Genomic DNA, 20149 nt, shown 5'->3' with positions numbered 1-20149 from the left:
GTCACCTCAATGTAATTGGTTAAGCGAGAATGACTGAGTGTACAGACGCGCAATGGTGAGCGCAGTTTAGGTATTGCCAACATAATATTCAACTAAGAACATACTAAATCGCGGTCGTATCTCAAAAGTAATCATTACATCTTGAGCATAACCGTATCAATTTAACAAAACGCTACCAGTAACGTTCGTAAATGATATTTCCCCCAGTTTGATGGCGATACTTTTCCAAGCCTAGCTCTTGTAAAACGGGCACGGTATCTTTGATCATTTGTGGATTCCCACACATCATGACAAAGCTACGCTGAGCTGAGAATGGCGCATCAGCGGCGTTGGACAGTAAACCCGATTCGATGAGTTCAGGAATTCGGCCTTGTAATTTACCATCAACCTCTTCCCTGCTGACTATCGGTATATACTTTAATCTGCCTTCATATCGTTGCTGAAGCTGTTCAATTAGGTATTTATAAACCAGATCTTTTTCGAAACGAACGGCATGAACCAGCACAATGCGCTCATTGTGAGGCGGTAAGTTTATATCATCCAGCAGCGATAAAAACGGTCCAATCCCCGTACCTGTAGATAGCAGCCACAGGTCATGAGCCTGTTTAGGAATAGAATCATGGATTAAATCGCCATGTGCGGTGGCACCGACATAAATGCTATCACCAGATTTAAGCTTTTGGAGCCGTGGAGAAAGTTGTCCTTGAGGGTCGGCTACTATTAGAAACTCCAACCAATCGAATTGCTCGCTTGGCGCATTAACCACAGAGTAAGCACGGCTGATCGGCTTACCTTCATCATCAAGCAAAGCAAGCTTGGTGAATTGGCCAGCTTTAAAGGAAAGAGGCGCGCCAGATATTCTCAAACTGAACAGCTCACCTGTCCAATCAATGCGTTTCTCAACTCTTGCGAGGTTGAAACCTTTGAGTTCAATCATGAGACACCTCCTATCTGGTTACTCTTAGTTAAACTTACGCCTTCAACTCGATTATGTAAAGTTTCTGGTTTACATAATCAAACCACTATTTCATTTCACATTTTAAAAACAATTTTATTACATATTAAATGATTACATCTAGAATAAATGCTCAAAGTGATAAGTCGCGTCGCAATTTGTGGCAAAGCAGATGAAAAAGGAGCAATAAAAATGGACACACTGTTAAAGGACTTTCCCGTTATCACAGAGATAAAAGTCGCATGGGGTGAAATGGATGCTCTGCAACACGTTAATAACGTGGTCTATTTTCGCTACTTCGAGACCGCACGTTTAGATTACTTCAACAAAATTAACCTGCTGGTCGACCTGCAGACCTCGCAAATTGGACCAGTACTGAGTGAGACTCAATGCCGCTACAAATTGCCTGTTACTTACCCAGACACGCTATTAGTCGGTTCTCGCGTAATCGACATGCAAGAAGATCGCATCACAATGGAGTACCAAGTGCTGAGTAAGAAGTGGGGTAAGATTGCGACCATCGCGACCGCCACTGGTGTGATGTTTGATTTTAAGAACAACGTAAAAGCGGCGATTCCAGACCACGTTCGCCAGTCGATTTTAGATTTGGAAGGAACTGTGGGTAGCACGCATCATTTAGAGTAGCAAGAAATGAGAGATTAAAGGCGAGGTTCCCGACAGCGATTCTTCATCGCTGTCGGGAATAACGTATGGCTAATCTTCCAACCTACGCGATAAGAGAACTAGCGTCATTCTAGCGAGCCAAGGCGAGACTAAGAATCTACTTACCGCTTGCTGCAGGCCTATAGAGATATAAATAAACTCAATACAATCTGAGAGTAGATTCTGAATCACGCTCGTTCCTCGCGGTTCAGAATGACGGTTCGAGTTTGGCTCTGATCTCTACAAAACCATCTAAAAAAGCGATTCCAGAAGAACCTATGTGACCATCCGGAATTTCGCTTTAGACGTAACAGTAGAGCGACTCTTTCAGCCTACGCGATAAGAAAAGCTACGTCATTCTAACGAGCCAAAGCGAGACTAAGAATCTACTTACCGCTTGCTGCAGACCATAGAGCTATGAATAAACTCAATACAATCTGAGGGTAGATTTTGAATCACGCTCGTTCCTCTCGGTTCAGAATAACAGTTCGAGTTTGGCTCTGACCTCTACAAAACCATCAAAAAAAGCGATTCCAGAAGAACCTAAGTGAGTCATTCGGAATCTCGCTTTAAACGTATCAGTAGAGCGACTCTTCCAGCCTACGCGATAAGAAAAGCTACGTCATTCTAGCGAGCCAAAGCGAGACTAAGAATCTACTTGCCGCTTGCTGCAGACCATAAAGCCATGAATAAACTCAATACAATCTGAAGGTAGATTCTGATTCACGCTCGTTCCTCGCGGTTCAGAATGACGGTTCGAGTTTGACTCTGACCTCTACAAAACCATCTAAAAAAGCGATTCCAGACAAGCCTAAGTGACCATCCGAAATCTCGCTTGAGACGCATCAGCAGCGCGACTCTTCCAGCCTACGCGATAAGAAAAGCTGCGTCATTCTAGCGAGCCATAGCGAGACTAAGAATCTGCTTGCCGCTTGCTGCAGACCATAGAACCATGAATAAACTCAATACAATCTGAGGGTAAATTCTGAATCACGCTCGTTCCTCTCGGTTCAGAATAACAGTTCGAGTTTGGCTCTGAGCTCTACAAAACCATCTAAAAAAGCGATTCCAGATAAACCTATGTGACCATCCGGAATCTCGCTTTAGACGCATCAGTAGAGCGACTCTTCTAGCCTACGCGATAAGAAAAGCTGCGTCATTCTAGCGAGCCAAAGTGAGACTAAGAATCTACTTGCCGCTTGCTACAGACCATAGAGCTATGAATAGACTCAATACAAGCCTGAGGGTAGATTCTGAATCACGCTTTAAACGTAACAGCAGAGCGACTCTTCTAGCCTACGCGATAAGAAAAGCTACGTCATTCTAGCGAGCCATAGCGAGACTAAGAATCTACTTGCCGCTTGCTGCAGACTATAGAGCGGTTAGCAGAATGTCTCGATGTACAGCGCTTCGACTTTGTCTCTTGCCCATTGCGTTTTACGCAAAAACTTCAGAGAAGATTTGATCGACGGATCTTTCTTAAAACAGTTCACTCGAATGCGCTCATACAGGCCATTCCAACCAAAGTGTTCAACTAGTCGGGTGACGATTTTTTCTAAACTCAACCCGTGAAGTGGGTTATTCGGCTGCTGTTGGCTCATGCTATTGATCCGGTAAAGTGAAGTTTCGCGCTAATCTAACTCAAACTCGCCGTGCAACCTAATGTTTTAACCTTGAATTGGCCTACGACTCTCCCCTATAGTAGCCCAAACTTCTTAAAAGCCCTTTTCATTATGAAAGCCCTCAACGACCTCAATATTTTTGTCGAAACCGCGCGCCAAGGCAGCTTTTCAAAAGCCGCTAACAGCATGGACATGACACCTGCCGCCATTAGCGCATCGATTAAGCGTCTTGAAGGGCAAATCGGTTTCCCACTGTTTGTGCGTTCCACCCGAAGCCTGCGTTTAACCTCAGAGGGCGAACTGTTTTTAGACAAAACCACGCAAGCGTTGGCAACATTGCAAGAGGGGTTGGATCAGATCTCAAGTGCGCGCGGGGAGTTGTCTGGTCAGCTGCACATTACTGCACCCTCCGATTTTGGTCGCAATATGTTGCTCGATTGGGTGGATGAGTTCATCGATCTCTACCCAAATGTTTCCATTAAACTAGAGCTGTCCGATAGCTTGACGGATATGTATACCAAGCCTGTCGATATTGCGATTCGCTACGGCGAACCGGCCGACTCCAATCTGGTCGTATTGGCATTGTGTGGGTCAAACGAACGGATATTATGTGCATCGCCAGAGTACGTAGCTACACATCCAGAACTCACCTCTCCTGCCGATTTAACGCAACACAATTGCTTGTGCTACATGGTCGCGGATTCGGTCTACAACAAATGGACGCTCACGCGTGGCAGCGAGAAAGAACAAATCGTGGTCAGCGGTAACTTGTTGAGCAACGATAGTGACTTGCCACACCGGTTAGCGATCAAAGGCAAAGGCATTGCGAATAAATCATTGATGGACATTAGCCGAGACTTAATCGAGGGAAGATTGGTGCGAGTGTTACCAGAGTGGGATTGCGGCCCAGTGCCGCTCTACATGGTATGTGCCGATCGTCGATTATTGACGCCAACGATTCGGACTTTCCGCGACTTTATCCAACAAAAATGCTGCCAGCAACGCGCCAACGTGCTGGCAACCTTCTGTCATTAGGCGATAAATCGAAGAGGACGAATCTGGGTATATTCAACCCAATCATTCTCTTCCAATGTTTCAAGAAACGTCGCCATATGCGGGCTTTGCAAATGCTTATCCAAGGCCTCTTGCGACGCCCAGATTTCTTGGAACATAAATAGGCCATCAACTTTTTCGTCGAGATACAACTCGTATTGGCAACAGCCTTCTTCTTTACGAGTTGGCTCTAGTAAACCAGCAAGCAAATTCACCACCTGCTCCTTACTATCTGGATAGGCTTTCACTTCTGCGACTAAGTGGATCATCGTTTTATCACTCTTTTGCGATTTATATATTGATTACGGGGTGCTACGTCACCTGTAAGTAAGCTCGAATTAGATCTCGGTGAATACGGTTTCTGCGTCCCAGCGAGACTTTGGCGTTTTCGCGTTGAAGTCATCTTCCGCGTGGTAGCCAAGCGGCACGATCACAACACTGGTATAACCTTTTTCACGCAAGCCAAATTCTTCATCCAGCACTTTTGGATCAAACCCTTCAATTGGTACTGCATCGATTTCTAGCGTCGAAGCACCCAACAGCAACGTACCCACGTTGAGGTAAACTTGTTTCTCCATCCAATGGTTTGCATCTTTCAAATCAAAACGGTGCATGTTCACAAAGTAGCTACGGCCACCGCGCACAGCCGCTTTCGCTTCTTCAGTTGGGAATCGACCATCTTTTTCTTCTTGCACCATTAGCGCTTCAATGTAGTCGTTATCAATGCCTGTTTTTGCACAAAACACCAATACGTGAGAAGCGTTGAGAATCTTCGCCGCGTTAAACGCGTAATTCTCTTGCGCCGCTTTAGCGATGCGCTGCTTGCCTTCTTCTGTGCTTGCCAGAATGAAATGCCAAGGCTGGGAGTTCACACTCGATGGACTAAAACGAATCAGCTCTTTAACTGCGTCGATTTTTTCTTGAGGTAGCTTGCGTGTTGGGTCAAACACTTTCGTTGAGTAACGAGATTTTGCAGCTTGTACGATATCCATGAGGTTCTCCAATTAATGAATTTAAGCTGTGTAACAGCATAACCTCATGAGATAAAGGGAAAAACCGATTTCGATTAAAAACATTTTCAAAATAAATTTGAAAATAAAACGATAAGAAAGGCTTTGAGCGTTCTCACTGAACTTCTTCATCTTTTCAGCAATAATGCATGTTTGCTCGCAACCAAACTCAACTCATGCTGCCTCAAGATAACATTATTACATCCTTTCTGTGCAAAAAGCTCGGTCACAATCACCTTCGAATTGCTGGCGAATATTGGCACATTGAGAAGTTGGTGGCCTTGCAATGTATGATGTTGAAAGAAGCGCCTAACCTCCAAGAAGGGCTGCTTTGGTGGAGTAAAAGTGTCTCATTATTCGACCGCCGTTTGTACGTCACATTTCAACATGGTGATGCCCAAATCCATCTGCAAGTAGAATGCAGAACGGGCGATATGCCAAATTGGGCGGAGTCGGTGTTTGGCTTGCTCAGAATGCAGTTGGAGATGCTTGAGCTAAGCGAATCAATACAAGTACAAGTTCAAGCCAGCAATCCATTCTCGGCCGATATTTTTCTAGGGGAAACGCGAGATTCTAAAACGAGTTCAAGCGTGTTTGAACTGGTGAAACACGTTTATTTGCTGCTTTCTCACCAGCCAATTGAGCAACCCGAATTGCTGAGTGTTTTGAACGCCTTGTTCATCAAAAACAGCAATTACGCGCTCAAGTTAGAGCAAGCGGCAAGGCAACTGGGCGTCTCCAAACGCACCTTGCAACGTCGACTGCAAGAGAAGCAAATGAGCTACTCTCAATGCGTTGATTTCGCTAAAAGAAAGCAAGCACTCACTTTGCTTGCCGACACCCAACTCACAACGCAGCAAATCGCCTATCAACTTGGTTATGAAGAACCTTCGAACTTTCACCGCACTTTTCGTCGTTGGTATCCGTTTTCACCCATGCAATATCGCCAACAATGTTTGGATAACCGAACTCAACTAAATCAACAACCGATCCGCTTATACTACGCCAAAGCCAATACCTTCGACGATAACCACATCGACCAACCTGTCGGCAAAATCTGGATGGAAGTGGACAATATTGCGTTTGAAAAAGTGGTCTCGGTAGAATGCCGTGACCGTGATGGCGCATGGCGTCGCTACCCAGCCTTCTTCGAGCGCTTTTTAAGTCATGGCATCGAACTCTGGGCAACGACCGAACTTCCGGTAGCGCACCCCCTTACCTTTCGCCTTTGTTATGAAGTCGATGGGGAACGTTACATTGAGAATAACCACCAGCGTGACTATGTGGTTTCTAAGGGGCTTTTAATTGGTGCAACGGAATACATTGTCCCGACTCGGCAGCTTATTAATATTGGGGCGCAATACACGCTCTTTATCGAACTGGCATGCCGACTTGAAAACGTTGCGAGGATTGACTGTTACGTCGATGATGATCCCACACCTCACGCAATGCGCTTAACCAAACACTCGCTACATTATGCTTGTTGGGTGCTGCAATTATCGCTCACTCAAACTGCAAAGCAGTGCCGTTTCCGCCTTTATGATGAATCCGACAACGAGCTCGCGAAAGAGCATTACCCGATACAATATCCTATTGTGCAACCGCTCAATTAAAACTGTCGGTCAGATCAAAACCATCACTTCGTGACATCATTTCACGTCTTTTTTGGCGTAAAATGACACTCTCAATTTCAAACCTTTGCTTTATCGTTTCTGCATTGCTGCATAACGGAGGCAAAAACTGTGTTTGAAACTCTACCTAACCCAATGAATAAAATAAAAATACTTCCTTTCGCGATCGCTCTTGCCCTTTCTGGCTGTGGAAGCGACGAAACCACACCAGTCGATACAGGCAGCCACGTGGCATCTCCTGATTGGCAAGATCAAATCATTTACTTCCTGATGATCGACCGTTTTAACGACGGCGACAGCGCTCTCAATGATCAAGAGCAAAACGAATTCGATCCGACGTCGGATAAAAAATTCAGCGGCGGCGACCTCGTTGGTGTGAGTGATAAGTTAAGCTACATCGAAGATCTCGGTGCCACATCGATCTGGATTACTCCGCCAGTTGCTAACCAATGGTGGGATGCAGAGCAAAACTACGGCGGCTACCACGGCTACTGGGCGCGTGACTTCCAAAAAGTGGATGAGCACTTTGGTGACATGGAAAGCTACCAAGCGTTAGCGCGAGAAGTGCACGCTCGTAACATGTTCTTGATTCAAGACATCGTGACCAACCATGTTGGTAACTTCTTCACTTACGATGCCCCATACAATTACGATCCTAGCCTTCCTTGCCAAGGTTTCCGTTTGATAAAAAATGCACTACCTGCCGGGCAAGAGCTGCCGTACCCACTCAACATGAATGAGTGTAAAACAGACGGCACAGGCAGCTACCACTGGACGCCAAGCATCACCGACCATAACGACCCAGTACAAGAAAAAACCTGGCAACTGTCGGATCTGGATGACCTGAATACATCCGATCCTGAAGTACGCGCTTATCTAAAAGAGAGCTACCGTAAATGGATTCGCGAAGTGGGCGTTGACGGTTTCCGTATCGATACGGTGAAGTTTGTTGAGCACGATTTCTGGAACGACTTCCTGCATGCCGACGATGGTGTGATGACTCAAGCGGTTGATACTGGTCGCGATAACTTCCTGACCTTTGGTGAAGTCTTCGAAACATCTACGCCTTACCACACCGAAGGCGAAGAGAAGATGCTGACTTACATCGGCGAAAGCGGCTCGCCGGAGCAGTTAACCTCGGTGTTGAACTTCCCATTGCAAGCAACCATGACTCGCGTGTTTGCAGCAGGACAACCGACCGATTACCTACGCTTTCGTCTTGAGAAAATGATGGAGATGTTCCCAAATCCATACATCATGCCGAACTTCATTGATAACCACGATATGCCGCGTTTTCTATCGCAAGGCAGTGTCAACGATATGAAGCAAGCTCTGATCACCATGATGAGCGTACCCGGTATTCCTGTGATTTACCAAGGTACAGAGCAAGCGATGCCAGCAGCGCGCGATGCGATGTTTGCTGGCGGTTACCGTGAAGACGGCGACTACGTAGATTCATTCGACCAAAACAGCGAGATGTACTTGTTCATCCAAGAGCTTGCTAAGTTACGTACCGAAAACAAAGTCATGACACGCGGCGAAATGAAAGTCATTGGCAGCGATAAAGCTGGTGCAGGTGTGTTCGCCTTTACCCGCACTTTGGATAACGACGAAGTCTTAGTGGTAATGAACACATCTAACTCTCCAATGTTGATGAACCAACTCGATGTAGAACAAGTTGGTGGCACCGTCTTCAAACAACAAATCATGTCGAACTGGGTAGACGCTCCAGAGCAGTTAATCGCAGATGAAAACGGTTACGTAACCCTTGAGCTACCAGCCAAATCTGCCGTGATTTACTCAAAAACTAACGATACCCAATCGGTAGATACCCCAGACCTCAACATACAACTGGCGCAGGATTGGGAAGGAAAAACCATCACTGGTGATATTGTTATCGCGGGTAGTGCGAACGCCAACGAGAAGTTGAACCTTGTCGTCGATGGTAACTTAGAAACAGCGCAAGCCATTACTGCAGGCGCTGATGGTCAGTTTAGTGTCACGCTGTCGACTCGTCACTTTGCAATTGGCGAACAACAACACCGCTTCGCGATTTATTCTACTGAGAAAAAAGCTGGCATTGAAGATGTTAACTTTGTGTCGGACTTAAGCTGGTCAAACACGCCAGACGACACTATTGATGACGCGGGTGATGCGCAAGATGGCATGGGCGGTCCTAACGGTAACTATTCGCTACCAACGGATCCAACATTCGATAAAAACAATAGCCAACTCGCAATCAACAAAGCTGAGGTATTTACCGTTGGCAGTAACGTACGTTTGACCTTCACTATGGACAACATCACCGACACTTGGTTGCCACCAAACGGCTTCGACCACGTAGGTTTCACCATCTTTATTGATTTACCTGAAGAAGCCGCAACTAACTTGTCTGAGCTACCGAAGATCAACGCTTCTATGCCAAGCGGAACCTGGAGTCGTAATGCGGTTGTTTTTGGCTGGCAAAGTTCGATTTACAACACCAAAGGAGCAAATGCGACGACATGGGGAGAAGCGGTCACGCCAGCACCAACAGTGACAGTAGACAAAGCCAATAACACTATTTCGATGGACTTTGCGAGTGACGCGCTGGGCCGCCCAGATTCGCTCGATGGTATCCGCTTCTATGTCACGACTTGGGACTTAGACGGCCTTTCGGCAACTTACCGTCCGCTAGAACAAGACAAAGGCCCTTGGAACTTCTCCGGTGGCGCATCGGATGAAAGTAAGATTTGGGACGATTTACCAATCATCACCTTGTCGGAATAAACCGTTAAATAAAACACCGCCCAGCGTTTAGCTGGGCGGCCATCAACAAAAAAATGCAGAAAGACACTTCTGCTCGTTTTTATTCTAGTTAAAGAACGATTTCACCCACAGCACCAGACTGTCCCAAAGCTGAGCGAACCACGAGCCCTCTTCTACCGCTTGGCTGCTGACCAAGGGATAACTCGCCACGGTACTGTCATCGCTTTTCCAAACGACCTTACCAATCTCATCTCCTTGCGCGATCGGCGCAATCAACGGTTCATTTAACACCACACTCTTATCAAGCCCAGCCGTCATTGAACGAGGCAGAGTGAGATAGGCATCTTTAGCAAAGATCGCCTCAACTTGATTAGCATTTCCCTTCCAAACGCGAACTTTAGACTCAACTTCCCCCTGTTTAGCAACTTGCTTGGTGTCATAAAAGCGAAAACCATAGCTGAGTAGATTCTTCGATTGGCTGATCCGAGCCTGTTTACTTGGCGTACCCATCACCACCGAGATAAGGCGCATTCTTCCTTCTTTGGCCGAGCTCACCAAGCTGTATCCGGCATTGCTGGTGTAGCCGGTTTTTCCCCCGTCGACATCAATGGAATTGTCCCACAACAACTTATTGCGGTTGTACTGCGTAATGTCGTTCCACTTGAAGACTTTCTCACTGTATAGCGCGTACACATCAGGAACATCGCTGATGATCGACTGCATGAGTCTTGCCATATCGGTTGGTGAGGTTTGGATGCCATCACTATCAAGACCATGGGAGTTCACAAAATAGGTGTCTTGCAGTCCTAATTTCTCCGCCCAACCATTCATCAAGGCAACAAAGCCGCGTTCACTGCCTGCAACATGCTCAGCCAGTGCAACGCACGCGTCATTTCCTGATTGGATGATCACGCCGCGCATTAAGTTCGCAACACTAATTTCATCTTTCGGTTTGATGAACATTTTAGAAGAACCGGGAAACTTGGCCGACCACGCGTTTTCGCTCACGGTGACAACATCATCCCATTTCAAACGCCCCGCTTTGATTTCTTGTCCAACTACATAAGCGGTCATCAACTTGGTTAAACTCGCCGGAGCAAGGCCTGCTCGCCCGTTATACTCGGCAATAATGGCACCGGATTGAAAGTCCATTAATACGTAGCCTTTTGCCTGTAACTGAGGTGGGTTGGGCGTAACAACGGCAAAAGTAGGTACGCTTATTAAACAAGTCACAATTGTCCATCGAGCCAGTGACACTTTCATCCGACTTCCTCCATGCTCTTACTTTGTCGCAACTCTATTGAGCATAGCTCACTCAACCAGTTGCACCAGTCGCTAATCGTTTCATTTTCTTGAACTTACATTGATTTGACCAAGGTATAGAACTGAAGAGGCAATTGGGAAATAGCGTTGGTTCTTCGCGCCATTCGCAGTAAAGTAGCGCTACCCCTCAATAAGGAAATAAAGATAACAATGAACGCTCAATCATTTATCGACGCAGGATTGCATTACACTCCCCACAGTTTTACCGTTCCTCTGGATTACCAAAACGCGAGCAAAGGCACCATTGAAGTCTTCGCCCGTGCGGTTTGCCTAGTTGGCGAGGAAGAATCGACCAAACCTTGGTTGGTTTACTTTCAGGGCGGACCTGGCTTTCCCTCTCCGCGTCAAAACGGCAATAACGGCTGGGTAAAACGCGCGCTGCAAGAGTACCGAGTTTTGCTTCTCGACCAGCGCGGTACGGGCAACAGCAGCGTAATTAATCACCAGACGCTTGCTCACCTCACGCCAGAGCAACAAGCAGACTACTTGAGCCACTTCCGAGCGGATAACATCGTGCGCGACGCGGAATACATTCGTGAGCAATTTGGCGTCGAAAAATGGGCGATCTTAGGTCAAAGCTTTGGTGGGTTTTGCTCCCTCACCTATTTGTCTTTGTTCCCAGACAGCTTGCTACAAAGCTACATCACAGGTGGCGTGCCATCAGTCTCACGTCATGCCGACGATGTGTATGAAGCCACTTTCAAACGCACCATGGAGAAAAACCAAGCGTTCTTCCAACAATTTCCCAATGCGCAACAACTTTGCCAAAACATTGCGAATCACTTGCTGGAAAATGAAGAGTACCTACCAAATGGTCAACGCTTCACAGTGGAGCAATTTCAACAAATCGGCATCAACTTTGGTGTGAGTGATACTTTCTTACCAACTTACTATTGGCTAGAAAGCGCGTTGATTGAAGTGAACGGCAAACCACAACTTCGTTATGAGTTCTTAAACGATATGTTGGCGCAGCAAAACTTCCAAACCAACCCGATCTACGCCATTTTGCATGAATCGATTTACTGCCAAAGCTTCGCGTCGAATTGGAGTGCGCACCGCGTTCGCCAAACCCGATCAGAGTTTAATTATGAATCTGGCAAGCCATTTTACTTTACGGGGGAAATGGTCTTCCCATGGATGTTCGACCAATACGTTAACCTCAAACCACTAAAAGACGCCGCAGAAATATTGGCAGCGAAAAAAGATTGGACTGCGCTGTACGATCAAACACAACTGGCTCAGAACAAAGTGCCTGTCAGTTGCGCCGTTTACGCCGATGATATGTTTGTTGAAATGGATATCAGCCGAGAGACGCTCGCGTTAATACCAAACTCAAAAGCGTGGATCACCAATGAGTACGAGCACAACGGCTTACGTGCCGACGGTGAACGTATTCTCGACAGGCTCATCGCCATGGGCAAACAGACCGCAGCTACGTTGAAATAAGCACGGCAGACGTTAGAAAAACGCCTTTTCAGTATGTGGTGAAAAGGCGTTTTATAGCGGTTTATGAACAATGGCGATCAGTCATTCACTCTTTGTCCCTAAACCTTTATCCCTCACCACCTCATGTATAAAACTGCGACATGTCCTTTCCTTGTCAATGACTCCGGTGATTATTTGGTGCTTCTTGCGCCTAACTTTTTTGAAGGGCCTAAAACAGAATAACAGCATAAATTTAAGCCAAAAGTATCGGCTCCAACCTACCTAACTCACTATAATTAATGCTTATAATTTGAACACATATCGGCTTCACCTGCGGACATGCTCCCCCTATCAAAGACCGCCAGGCCCCGCCTACTCATAATATCCGTATAATTTGTCCGTATTTCCGACTAGTTTAGTCAGGTATACTTCGTGCCGCTAAAATTTTAAGGTCGTTGACCACCTGTATTTTTAAAGGAAACCTCATGAGTCAGTATGTAGTTTGTGCGCTGTACAAGTTTGTTGAGCTGAATAACTATCGAGAGCTACGCGAGCCATTACTTGCGTTGATGGAAAAACACCATATTCGCGGAACATTACTACTGGCAAGTGAAGGTATCAACGGTACTGTTGCATCTGATCGTGCAGGTATTGATACGCTACTGGAGTGGCTAAACAACGAACCTCGTTTGACTGGCACCGTATACAAAGAGTCGTATTCTGAGACCCAGCCATTCAATCGCACCAAAGTGAAATTGAAAAAAGAGATCGTAACATTAGGTGTTGAAGGTATAGACCCTCGCCACGTAGTGGGTACTTACGTGAAACCTCAAGAGTGGAACGATCTTATTGCTGATCCTGAAGTGTTTGTTGTCGATACACGTAATGATTACGAAATCGAGATCGGGACATTCAAAGGCGCTGTAAACCCAAATACTGAAACCTTTCGTGAATTCCCAGACTATGTAAAAGAAAACATGGACCCGGCAAAACACAAGAAAGTTGCGATGTTCTGTACCGGTGGTATCCGCTGCGAAAAATCAACGGCTTACATGAAAGAACAGGGCTTTGATGAGGTCTACCACCTAGAAGGCGGCATTCTTAAATATCTTGAAGAAGTTCCTCAAGAAGAGAGCATGTGGGAAGGCGATTGTTACGTATTTGACGGTCGTGTTGCCGTGAACCACCAGCTAGAAAAAGCAGATTACGATTTATGTAACGCTTGTCGTCTACCGATCACTGAAGAAGACAAACAGTCAGAATTGTTCGAGCAAGGCGTGAGCTGTCCAAAATGTCACGGCACACACTCAGAAGAACAAATTGCTCGATTCCGCGAGCGTGAAAAACAAATTGTTCTTGCAGAGCAGCGAGGCGAGCAGCATGTTGGTGGTGAAAGTGCCAAGCAAAGAGAAGCTCGACGTGCCGCTAAGTACGCGCAAAAAGAAGCGCAGCGTAAACAAGACTAAGCCCAACTCTCCTTATATTTAGCGAGCTGCCGTAAGGTGGCTCGCTTTTACTACGCACCAATACTCTTTCAATACAATTTTGTATCCCTCACCAATACCTCTAGTTGATTGTCTCTTTTGCCTTCGGGTAGCCCCACCATTTCATCATAAGCACTTTGATGCACTAGAACCTGCTTATTTGCTTTGATATTCCTGCACTTCTTTTGCATCTCGATCAGGGAATGAGCCCTCAAAAAGATACCGTTGTCATCAGTGATAAATTGCGCTTCTCCATCAATCACGACAGATGCCTGGTACAATGCGAGATCAAGCGAATGAATGACCAATTTGTCTACATAGAAGTATTTTTGTAACTTACTCAATGGTATTGCCATGTGTCACCTCCCTGAAAGTTACCTCTACGTTTTGTAGAATAAAACCGATCATTGGATGAGATTTCTTCGGTTTACTTGCGTACAACATCGGAAACAAAGAGGATTCCGATGCAAAAAATCAATGTCGTGTGGTTAAAGCGAGATTTAAGGCTGACTGACCATCAACCACTAACTCAAGCATTATCAACAAAGCACCCAACTGTGCTTTTGTATATTGTTGAACCATTGCTATTGAACAACCCACACTATTCTGAGCGCCACTGGCGATTTGTTTGGCAATCACTGCAAGACATGGATGAAACGCTCAAAGCGTATGGGCATCGAATCACGGTGCTGTTTGACGATGCCTTAGCATGTTTCCAATCAATTCAAGCGCAATATCAAATCAACGCTGTTTTTTCTCACCAAGAAATAGGACTCAACTGCACCTTTGAACGAGACCGACAAGTTGCCGCTTGGCTGTATGAGCAGAACATCGACTGGTTTGAATTCGAACACGGTGCTGTAATCAGAGGTGCAATAAACCGGCAAGGTTGGGACAAACATTGGGACTCTGTCATGAGAGCCTCAATAAGCCCTATTGAGCTCCAAACCGACTTATTGCATTCATTGGATGCAGAAGCTCTCGGCTGTTCGTTTTCGCCACCATCATCCTGGCTATCAAAATGCAAAGGAATGCAAACGGGAGGAAGCCGGCTCGCTTGGAAAACACTAGAGGACTTTTTCCATCGTCGAGGTCGTGATTACTATCGAAGCATTTCTAGTCCCACCGCCTCACGCACAGCCTGTACTCGACTTTCTCCATATCTCGCTTGGGGTAACATATCCTTGCGTGAAGTTTATCAATACCTTTTGAAACACTGGCAAGTCGCTGGGTTTCGTCGCAGCTTAATTGCATTGTCTTCACGGCTTCATTGGCACTGTCACTTCATCCAAAAATTCGAATCGGAATACGACATGGAGTTTTACTGCGTTAATCGGGCTTACGAACCATTGATTAAACAAAGCAGTACTTTCGATGAAGAAAAGTTAGCAGCATGGAAATCCGGGCATACCGGCGTACCTTTGATTGATGCCTGCATGCGCTGTTTGCACCACACTGGTTACATTAACTTTCGCATGCGTGCCATGCTGGTTAGCTTTCTTACTCACCACATGAACATGGATTGGCGAGTAGGTGTAACGCATTTAGCGCAACTGTTTCTCGACTTTGAGCCTGGAATTCATTACCCACAATTCCAAATGCAAGCAGGAGTAACCGGGACTAACACAATCCGTATTTATAATCCGATCAAGCAAGCCCAAGAACATGATCCTAACGGTACGTTCATCTACAAGTGGGTACCTGAGTTACAAATGGTTCCTCCCCCTCTTTTATTTGAGCCCTGGACAATGACCCAGATGGAAGCTGTCATGTATCAGTTGCAGCCAGATAGCCGTTACCTTGCACCTATTATCACACCAGACAACGCAGCTAAAGCAGCAAGAGAGCGCTTATGGACGTGGCGGAAACGAGCCGATGTGAAACAAGAAGGCAGACGAATTCTTGCGCGACATGTTAGACCCTCAAAAGAAAGTAGGACGCGATGATCATCTCTCAATCACAATGCGTACAAATGCAAACACACTCCAGGGAACCCGTTGTACCCTCAACTAGTAAGGAACACATTATGTTCAAACGTATCTTAGTTATCGCGGCGACACTGATGGCGACGTTATCTTTTATGCTGCCCGTCAAAGCTCATGAGCATGGCATGATGAAAGCCGATATTGTCGACGTTGCCGCTGAAAATGGCTCTTTCAATACGCTTGTTGCTGCGGTGAAAGCAGCGGGCCTGGTTGACACTCTCAAAGGGGAAGGCCCATTTACTGTTTTTGCACCAACGGATGACGCTTTTGCAAAACTGCCAGACGGCACAGTCGACATGCTCTTAATGCCGGAAAACAAAGACAAGTTAGTATCTGTTTTGACTTATCACGTCGTCCCGGGGAAAGTGATGGCTGCCGATGTTGTTAAGCTAGACAAAGCGACTACGGTTCAGGGGCAAGATGTGATGATTAAAACCATAGGCGATAAAGTCATGGTTAACGATGCAAATGTCATTGCAACCGATGTGAAAGCTAAAAACGGTGTCATTCACGTGATTGATACTGTCATCATGCCGAAATAACACCATTCAGAGGGCGGTACACTCCGCCCTTTAGACAGAACTTCTTCCACCTTTAGCACGATTCCTCTCCACTTATCCCCAACAAACCTCCACTCATTCGTCATGGTTATAAAAAAGATAAAAACAAAATTAAAATCAATATCTTGCAAAACGATACTGCATAATATTGACGAGGTTAAGATATCATTATCTTTCAATTTGAGAACAGGATTCCATGTCAGTGACGTTTACTTTTCCACATGTAAATTCTTAAGCTAAATTTTGGCTGCTCAATCACATTTCGGCAAACCATTCGAAAGGGTGGGACGCAAAGCTTCCGGTCTGTCAGCATTTAAAAATCTAAAAGAATGCTCATGATAGCGGGGTTACCATAACGCAGTGTTACAGAAGTCCAATTGCTGTAGCGTTGCTTTATGCTCAGCATGCGCCGGGGTGTGACATTAGTTTGTCAGCCATAACAGAGGACATGTGATGAAATCATTTCCAACCAAATCCTTACTCGCGTTAGCACTTGCGAGCATTAGCTCAGGTGCTGCGGCTCACGGTTATGTATCAGAAACCAATGGTGGTGTCGCTGCAAGTCGCTCGGCACTATGTAAGTATCCAACGCCAGATACTAACGAAAAAAATAATAACTGCGGTGCGATTCAATATGAACCGCAAAGCGTTGAAGGCCCTGATGGCTTTCCCGAAACAGGGCCTCGCGATGGTAAAATAGCGAGTGCCGAAACCGCTTTAGCAGCAGCCCTTGATGAGCAAACTGCCGACCGTTGGGTAAAACGCCCTATTCAAGCAGGTACACAAACTTTTGAATGGACATTTACCGCTAACCACGTGACGCGCGACTGGAAATATTACATCACCAAGCCTGATTGGAACCCAAACGCTTCACTATCACGAGACTCTTTTGATCTAACTCCTTTCTGTGTCGTCGACGGCAATATGGTTCAACCCCCGAAACAGGTAAGCCATCAATGTAATGTGCCTACTCGCGAGGGATACCATGTCATCCTGGCAGTATGGGATGTTGGCGACACTGCAGCCTCATTTTATAACGTGATCGATGTGAAATTTGATGGTGACAGTCCCGTAATTCCAGATTGGAAGCAAGGCGGTCAAATTATTCCTACAATGGATTTAAATATTGGGGACTCGGTTTATACACGCGTATTTGATCAAGCAGGTGAAAACGTGGCGTATAGAACTGAACTAGAAATTACCGATGCAGCAATGGGCCAAGCTAAAAACTGGTCTTACGCACTCGCGACTAAGCTAAACCAAGAACAAGCAAAACTGCAAGCTGGGCAGTATGCAGAGGATAAATTCACTCCTGTTTATGGTACTAATCCGGTGTATCTGCAAGCAAATAGCGGCCTTAAGCGAGTAGAGATCGGCTATAATATTGAAACTCCTGTTCCAGAATACTCACTCACAGTAGATGGCTTAGCAGACGAATATATCATTGAGTCAACACCGACAACGTTGGATCTGACACTAACTGCTGAAGGCGATTTAAATGCAGAACTCACCGTTTACAATCACCATCGCGAACCACTTGCAAGTTGGGCAAACGAAATGAAAGACGGCTCGGTAGAGGCGATATCGCTCGCTTTAAGTAAATCAGAGCCGGGTCACCATATGCTCGTGACACGTATTAAGGACAAAGATGGCAACTTGGTGGATCAGCAAACACTCGACTTTCACTTAAAAGAAGAGTCAGTTACTCCACCACCATCTGGTGAGTACGATTTTGTCTTCCCTGAAGGACTATCTAGCTACACTGCGGGCACAAAAGTGCTTGCCAGCGACGGGGGCATTTATCAATGTAAATCTTTCCCATACTCTGGTTACTGTATGCAGTGGAAAGAAAGCGCAAACCATTACGAGCCTGGAATAGGTTCACACTGGGAGATGGCTTGGGATAAAGTCAACTAAATCACCCTTCGAACGTTAAGTAAAAAGAGCCTCACTATGAGGCTCTTTTATAATCAAACGCAAAAATGACAATTTTCCCGGTCTAAACCATAAACACCAGATAAACTAGAGAGATGCGCTCGCCCCTCAATCAGCCCCATTTCATACCCTTCTAGTAAAACGGATTGTCGCATTGATAAGCGCTGAACATGAAAATTATCTGGTGGGGCAATTACCCTAACATGTGTTCCTGGTGGAGGGTTACGAATAAACTCCAATGATTGATTATAGTTATCTGCACGTCTTAACATCGCATCCGCCATTTTGGGGTGCTCCGCAAAAAGTTTCTTCATCAGCCATGTGGTCTTAACTGGCTTTTTGGCATAATTCAGTGGGTGAGAGAGTACTACGGTTATGTCGCGAGCCCCTCGACGATAAGCCTCACGCACTGGGATAGAATCAGCGACCCCACCATCGGTATAACAACCGCCAGAAAAACAAGGGGTATGCTTGTAGGCAATCGGTAATGCTGTTGTCGCTTCAATCGCATGGTGAAAATTATCACGTGTCACGCGATAGTAATCTGCCTGCCCTGTATCTACATTTGTTGTCGCTGCGAGAAAAGGAACGCCATTAAACAGTTTATTTTCATCGACGGGATACAAGCGATTAGATTCTTCAAACAACCACTTCACATCGATGAGGTCCCCACCTTTAACGAAGCGAGTCGGGTCAAAAAAGCGTTTGCTTGTGGCCAGCTTAGTAATGACGTTAATACTGCGATGCGGGTAGTCGGTCAAATACCCAATCAAATTTGATGCACCAGCAGATACACCGATTGCAAAATCAAACGGTTTATAACTCTGCTCTAAAAACGCATCTAACACTCCGCTTGCGAAGACGCCTCGCATCGCGCCACCTTCTACTACAATTGCTTTTGTTGCCATATTTCCCCCATTCTCCTTGCCAAAAGAGTAATGAAATTCGTGCAATCACAACAATTGAATATTCTTATTATTGAAATAGGTGAAGTCTATTTATTTCTCTCTTAGAAAATGAAAACTAAAGTTCAAAAAATCCGTACCCGTTAGAAATGTAATTGCGGGCTTAACCAAGGTGGCAAGGTCTAAGAGAAATCTAGGAGAAAACCGTTTTATAGGCTTCGCCCGCGCCATCAATAAACATTTGAGTACCAATAACCGCTAGAATTAAGCCCATCATTTTAGTCACAACATTTAGAGCACTTGGTCCAACCGCTTTGACCAATTTGTCTCCAAACAAAAACAGTACATAGGTGATCACACAAAGGACAGCGAAAGAAACGATAGTAATAATGGTTTGATCGAAACCACCCGCTGTCGCAAAGTTCATCGCGGTAGCAATCGTTCCGGGCCCAGCTAATATTGGCATCGCCAATGGAGACACTGCAATACTCAATGCCGCCCGTTGCTGAGCTGGTGAATACGCCTTCTCTTTGGTTTTCTGATGCGTCGAATCACCTTGAAGCATGTTAAAACCTATCAAAAACACCAAAATACCGCCTGTTATTCGCAATGCATAAAGCGTGATACCAAACAAATCAAAAATTAACTTACCGGCAATAGAAAATATCGCGATGATAATAAATGCAATAAAGACTGAGCGGAGCGCAATGGAACGGATGGTTTCTTTATCTTCATCAGCAGTTAAACTCAAAAAGATGGGGATATTGGCGATAGGGTTCATGATGGCAAAGAAGCCCATAAACACCGTAACTGTATGAACAATGAGTTCTTTCATATTTTCCACTGCATT

General features: G+C 45.6%; 17 protein-coding genes and 1 riboswitch. Of the genes, 9 read left to right on the top strand and 8 right to left on the bottom strand.

Going from position 1 to position 20149, the window contains the following annotated elements; genetic code table 11:
* Positions 1-172 precede the first annotated feature (172 nt).
* Positions 173-937, bottom strand: a complete 765-nt coding sequence (locus tag R7P35_RS00890) for a ferredoxin--NADP reductase (protein WP_053303891.1) — start codon at positions 935-937, stop codon at positions 173-175.
* A 210-nt stretch (positions 938-1147) separates the two neighbouring features.
* Between R7P35_RS00890 and R7P35_RS00885 the strand changes: the two genes are divergently transcribed.
* Positions 1148-1600 (top strand): acyl-CoA thioesterase, encoded by a 453-nt coding sequence (locus tag R7P35_RS00885; protein ID WP_005374933.1) that lies wholly within the window; start codon positions 1148-1150, stop codon positions 1598-1600.
* 1400 nt (positions 1601-3000) lie between these two features.
* On the opposite strand, the gene R7P35_RS00880 is transcribed toward R7P35_RS00885, so the two are convergent.
* A complete protein-coding gene (locus R7P35_RS00880) occupies positions 3001-3219 on the bottom strand; it encodes a VF530 family DNA-binding protein (protein ID WP_025768615.1) in 219 nt (72 codons plus the stop codon).
* Positions 3220-3351: 132 nt separating this feature from the next.
* Here R7P35_RS00880 and R7P35_RS00875 point away from each other — a divergent pair, with 132 nt between their 5' ends.
* A complete protein-coding gene (locus R7P35_RS00875; RefSeq protein ID WP_025768616.1) occupies positions 3352-4275 on the top strand; it encodes a LysR family transcriptional regulator in 924 nt (307 codons plus the stop codon).
* Here R7P35_RS00875 and R7P35_RS00870 read toward each other — a convergent pair.
* A complete protein-coding gene (locus tag R7P35_RS00870) occupies positions 4272-4562 on the bottom strand; it encodes a putative quinol monooxygenase (protein WP_213904642.1) in 291 nt (96 codons plus the stop codon). The two genes, R7P35_RS00875 and R7P35_RS00870, sit on opposite strands and share 4 nt — an antisense overlap.
* Positions 4563-4631: 69 nt before the next feature.
* Entirely contained in the window at positions 4632-5285 is a 654-nt protein-coding gene (locus R7P35_RS00865; protein WP_005374924.1) for an oxygen-insensitive NAD(P)H-dependent nitroreductase NfsB, read from the bottom strand.
* 167 nt (positions 5286-5452) lie between these two features.
* Between R7P35_RS00865 and R7P35_RS00860 the strand changes: the two genes are divergently transcribed.
* Positions 5453-6916, top strand: coding sequence for a helix-turn-helix transcriptional regulator (locus tag R7P35_RS00860; protein WP_213904643.1), 1464 nt, complete (start codon positions 5453-5455; stop codon positions 6914-6916).
* Between the two features lie 129 nt (positions 6917-7045).
* Positions 7046-9703 carry an alpha-amylase family glycosyl hydrolase gene (locus tag R7P35_RS00855; RefSeq protein ID WP_213904644.1) on the top strand — a complete coding sequence of 886 codons (2658 nt, stop codon included), beginning with the start codon at positions 7046-7048 and terminating at the stop codon, positions 9701-9703.
* Between the two features lie 84 nt (positions 9704-9787).
* Here the strand turns inward: R7P35_RS00855 and R7P35_RS00850 are convergent, their stop codons facing one another.
* Positions 9788-10945, bottom strand: coding sequence for a D-alanyl-D-alanine carboxypeptidase family protein (locus R7P35_RS00850; protein WP_104976414.1), 1158 nt, complete (start codon positions 10943-10945; stop codon positions 9788-9790).
* A gap of 210 nt (positions 10946-11155) precedes the next feature.
* Between R7P35_RS00850 and R7P35_RS00845 the strand changes: the two genes are divergently transcribed.
* Both R7P35_RS00845 and R7P35_RS00840 read left to right on the top strand, forming a co-directional pair.
* Positions 11156-12451, top strand: coding sequence for an alpha/beta fold hydrolase (locus R7P35_RS00845; RefSeq protein WP_172563937.1), 1296 nt, complete (start codon positions 11156-11158; stop codon positions 12449-12451).
* Positions 12452-12915: 464 nt separating this feature from the next.
* Complete coding sequence (locus tag R7P35_RS00840) at positions 12916-13896, top strand: rhodanese-related sulfurtransferase (protein WP_054574886.1); 981 nt, start codon at positions 12916-12918, stop codon at positions 13894-13896.
* Positions 13897-13964: 68 nt separating this feature from the next.
* On the opposite strand, the gene R7P35_RS00835 is transcribed toward R7P35_RS00840, so the two are convergent.
* On the bottom strand, positions 13965-14270 hold the full coding sequence (locus tag R7P35_RS00835; protein WP_005374898.1) for a DUF6482 family protein: 306 nt from the start codon (positions 14268-14270) through the stop codon (positions 13965-13967).
* Between the two features lie 108 nt (positions 14271-14378).
* On the opposite strand from R7P35_RS00835, the gene R7P35_RS00830 reads away from it, so the two are divergent.
* From R7P35_RS00830 to gbpA, 3 genes are all read left to right on the top strand, one after another.
* Positions 14379-15860 (top strand): cryptochrome/deoxyribodipyrimidine photo-lyase family protein, encoded by a 1482-nt coding sequence (locus R7P35_RS00830; RefSeq protein ID WP_213904645.1) that lies wholly within the window; start codon positions 14379-14381, stop codon positions 15858-15860.
* Positions 15861-15940: 80 nt separating this feature from the next.
* Positions 15941-16441 (top strand): fasciclin domain-containing protein, encoded by a 501-nt coding sequence (locus tag R7P35_RS00825; RefSeq protein WP_025768622.1) that lies wholly within the window; start codon positions 15941-15943, stop codon positions 16439-16441.
* A 272-nt stretch (positions 16442-16713) separates the two neighbouring features.
* A riboswitch (cyclic di-GMP riboswitch) is annotated at positions 16714-16814 on the top strand.
* A gap of 98 nt (positions 16815-16912) precedes the next feature.
* The gene (gene gbpA / locus R7P35_RS00820) at positions 16913-18376 is read left to right on the top strand and encodes an N-acetylglucosamine-binding protein GbpA (protein ID WP_318091564.1); all 1464 of its coding nucleotides are present in this window, start codon (positions 16913-16915) and stop codon (positions 18374-18376) included.
* A 53-nt stretch (positions 18377-18429) separates the two neighbouring features.
* Here the strand turns inward: gbpA and R7P35_RS00815 are convergent, their stop codons facing one another.
* Both R7P35_RS00815 and R7P35_RS00810 read right to left on the bottom strand, forming a co-directional pair.
* Positions 18430-19302, bottom strand: a complete 873-nt coding sequence (locus R7P35_RS00815) for a patatin family protein (RefSeq protein WP_130545730.1) — start codon at positions 19300-19302, stop codon at positions 18430-18432.
* A gap of 190 nt (positions 19303-19492) precedes the next feature.
* Positions 19493-20134 carry a MarC family protein gene (locus tag R7P35_RS00810; RefSeq protein ID WP_005374889.1) on the bottom strand — a complete coding sequence of 214 codons (642 nt, stop codon included), beginning with the start codon at positions 20132-20134 and terminating at the stop codon, positions 19493-19495.
* Between the last annotated feature and the right edge of the window lie 15 nt (positions 20135-20149).

Origin of the sequence: Vibrio sp. Vb0304 (assembly GCF_033338995.1) — a bacterium.
Taxonomy (GTDB): domain Bacteria; phylum Pseudomonadota; class Gammaproteobacteria; order Enterobacterales; family Vibrionaceae; genus Vibrio; species Vibrio alginolyticus.
The sequence above is the reverse complement of the archived record's forward strand: the minus strand, read 5'-3'. Positions and strand labels throughout refer to the sequence as shown.